Raw genomic sequence first — 3,034 nt, 5'->3', positions numbered from 1 at the left:
AAGATGTGCCCCATCCATTGATGTTGTAGAGCTCTTTGGAATCTTCAATCGTCCACTTCTTCATTGCTGATCGTTCAATTCTAATGCTAAAAGCGTTTTTAAATTTTCTACTGATATTTGTATTTTATCGTAATTATCCATCAGGTTTACATCGAGAATATACTTGGCACGATTATAAAACGGCTCACGTATTTCCAACTGTTCACGGATAAAGCCCTTCACTTCGTCGGGCGTCTTGTTGAGCAACAAGGGCCTGACAGTCTTGCCCATCTTCAGATGACTGTAAAGAACGGCGGGCTCGGCCTTGAGATATACGGTCGCCCCTTGCCCGTTGAGATAATCCATGTTGTCGTAAAAGCAAGGCGTACCGCCGCCACAACTGACGATAACATTCTCGAATTCGGCCACCTCATGGAGCATGTTGCGCTCTATTCGTCGAAATCCCTCCTCGCCGACGCTGTCGAACAACTGCTTCACCGTTTGTCGCATGCGGCTTTCGATGTACCAGTCGAGGTCGTAGAAGGGCAATCCCAAATCCTTTGAAAGGGCATTGCCCAACGTGGTCTTGCCCGACCCCATGTAACCCAAGAGGATGATTCGCTTCATGACGGCTGCACGTTATTTGCGTGTGCGCTTGGCTTTGGGCTCCGGCGCGCTGTTCACCACGTCCATACACTCGGCGTAAGTAAGTTCCTTAGCCCGCTCGTGCATGGCCTTGGGCATGCGATAGTTCTTGCCGTCATAGGCTATGTAAGGACCATAACGGCCATTGAGCACCTCCAACTTCGGGTCTTCCTCAAAGGTCTTCAGGTGGCGTTCCTCCTCCTGCTTGCGCTTGTCGGCTATCAGGCCGATGGCTTCCTCCAAGGTAACAGCCATGGGGTCGGCCCCCTTGGGCAGTGAAACGTATTTCTTATTGTGGAGCACATAAGGACCGAAACGGCCCGCGCCTATCACCACATCGCCACCCTCGTAGCTGCCAACGGTGCGCGGCAACTTGAAAAGTTCCAACGCCTCATCGAGCGAAATAGTCTCCATGCTCTTGTCGGAAGGCATTTGCGAGAAGCGTGGTTTCTCGGTATCCTCGGCCGAGCCCACCTGAACGACCGGACCAAAGCGACCTATCTTCACGAACACGGGCTTGCCGCTGACGGGGTCAACACCCAATCGGCGCTCACCGGCCTTGTGCTCCGAGCGGGCATTCATGACGTGGTCAACCGTCGGTTCAAAGTCTTTATCAAAGTCTTTCATCATGGTTGTCCACTCCTCTTTGCCCTCGGCGATGCGGTCGAACTGCTGTTCCACCTTGGCCGTGAAGTTATAATCCATGATGGAAGGGAAGTTTTCCATGAGGAAATCGTTAACAACCATGCCTATATCGGTAGGCAACAGCTTGCCTTTTTCATTGCCGGCCATCTCCATCTTGGTCTTGCCGGTAATCTTGATACCCTTGAGCGAGTCGACCATAAAGGTGCGTTCCTCGCCTTTCTTGTCACCCTTGAGCACGTACTCGCGCTGTTGTATGGTGGAAATAGTGGGCGCATAGGTTGACGGACGGCCTATCCCAAGCTCCTCGAGCTTATGAACGAGGCTGGCTTCGGTGTATCTTGGCGGGCACTGGCTGTAGCGTTCGGTCGAGATAATCTCACGGCGAGCCAATAGCTGGCCCTCGTGCATGGTGGGCAACATGTGGCCCGACTCTTCCTGCGTGTCGTCATCATCGGTCGACTCACGGTAAACTTTCAGGAAACCATCGAAGGCTATGACCTCACCCGTGGCGATAAAATGCTCTTTCACGCCCGTAAGGTCAATGCTGACCGTGGTCTTCTCAATCTCGGCTTCCTGCATCTGACTGGCCACGGTGCGCTTCCATATCAACTCATAGAGGCGGCGTTCCTGCGCCGTTCCCTCAATAACGTTGCGCGACATCTCCGTAGGACGGATGGCCTCGTGGGCTTCCTGCGCTCCCTTGGCGTGGGTTGTGAAGTTACGCGGACGGCTGTATTCCTTGCCATAAAGGCGTATGATCTCGTCTTTTCCACTGTTTATGGCCAGCCGCGATAGGTTTACGGAGTCCGTACGCATGTAGGTTATCAAACCGTTTTCGTACAACCGCTGCGCCACCATCATCGTTTGGCTCACCGTGAAGCCCAGTTTGCGGGCCGCTTCCTGCTGAAGTGTTGACGTAGTGAACGGAGGCGCGGGCGAACGCTTCAACGGTTTCTTGGCGATGGAACCGATAGAAAACTGCGCTTCCTTACATTTCTCGAGGAAAGCGATGGCCTCCTCGTGGGTCTTAAAGCGAGTGTCGAGCTCCGCTTTCAGCTCCGACTGCGACCCATCGGCGTTGTCTATGCCGAAGATGGCGTTGATACGGTAATACGGTTCGCTCTTAAAGTTCTGTATCTCGCGCTCCCTTTCGACTATCAGTCGTACCGCCACGCTCTGCACACGGCCCGCCGAGAGGGCCGGTTTCACCTTGCGCCACAGCACGGGAGACAACTTAAAGCCCACCAAGCGGTCGAGAACACGACGGGCCTGCTGGGCATTGACCAGATTCATATCGAGCCGGCGAGGTGCCTGAATGGCGTCAAGAATGGCCGACTTCGTGATTTCGTGAAAGACAATACGGCTTGTTTTCTCCTCGTCAAGCCCCAAAACCTCGCAAAGGTGCCAACTGATGGCTTCTCCCTCGCGGTCCTCATCGGACGCCAGCCATATCTTTTGGGCTTTCTTGGCGCTCGACCTTAGCTCGCTGACCAGCTTCTTCTTCTCTTCCGGTATCTCGTAGTCGGGTTCCAGCGTGTCCATATCTATGCTGAGCTCTTTCTTTTTCAGGTCACGGATATGGCCGTAGCTCGACATGACTTTATAATCTTTACCCAAGAATTTCTCGATGGTCTTGGCCTTGGCGGGACTCTCTACGATAACTAAATTTTCCTGCATGATTGGCTGATGTTATTTTAATTTTGGCCGCAAATGTAGTTATTCTCTTTGTTTATACCTTATTATATGAAGATAATTTGACTTTTTT

At 52.6% G+C, this 3,034-nt stretch carries 2 protein-coding genes; both read right to left on the bottom strand.

The annotated features are described in order from the left end of the window. Nucleotides 1–60 precede the first annotated feature (60 nt). Complete coding sequence (locus VIR50_RS10550) at nucleotides 61–606, bottom strand: shikimate kinase (RefSeq protein ID WP_331935086.1); 546 nt, start codon at nucleotides 604–606, stop codon at nucleotides 61–63. A gap of 12 nt (nucleotides 607–618) precedes the next feature. Then, on the bottom strand, nucleotides 619–2,946 hold the full coding sequence (gene topA / locus VIR50_RS10545; RefSeq protein WP_331935085.1) for a type I DNA topoisomerase: 2,328 nt from the start codon (nucleotides 2,944–2,946) through the stop codon (nucleotides 619–621). Between the last annotated feature and the right edge of the window lie 88 nt (nucleotides 2,947–3,034).

The organism is Prevotella sp. (genome assembly GCF_036570325.1).
Taxonomy (GTDB): Bacteria; Bacteroidota; Bacteroidia; order Bacteroidales; family Bacteroidaceae; genus Prevotella.
This window is presented reverse-complemented; position numbering and strand designations above follow the sequence as displayed.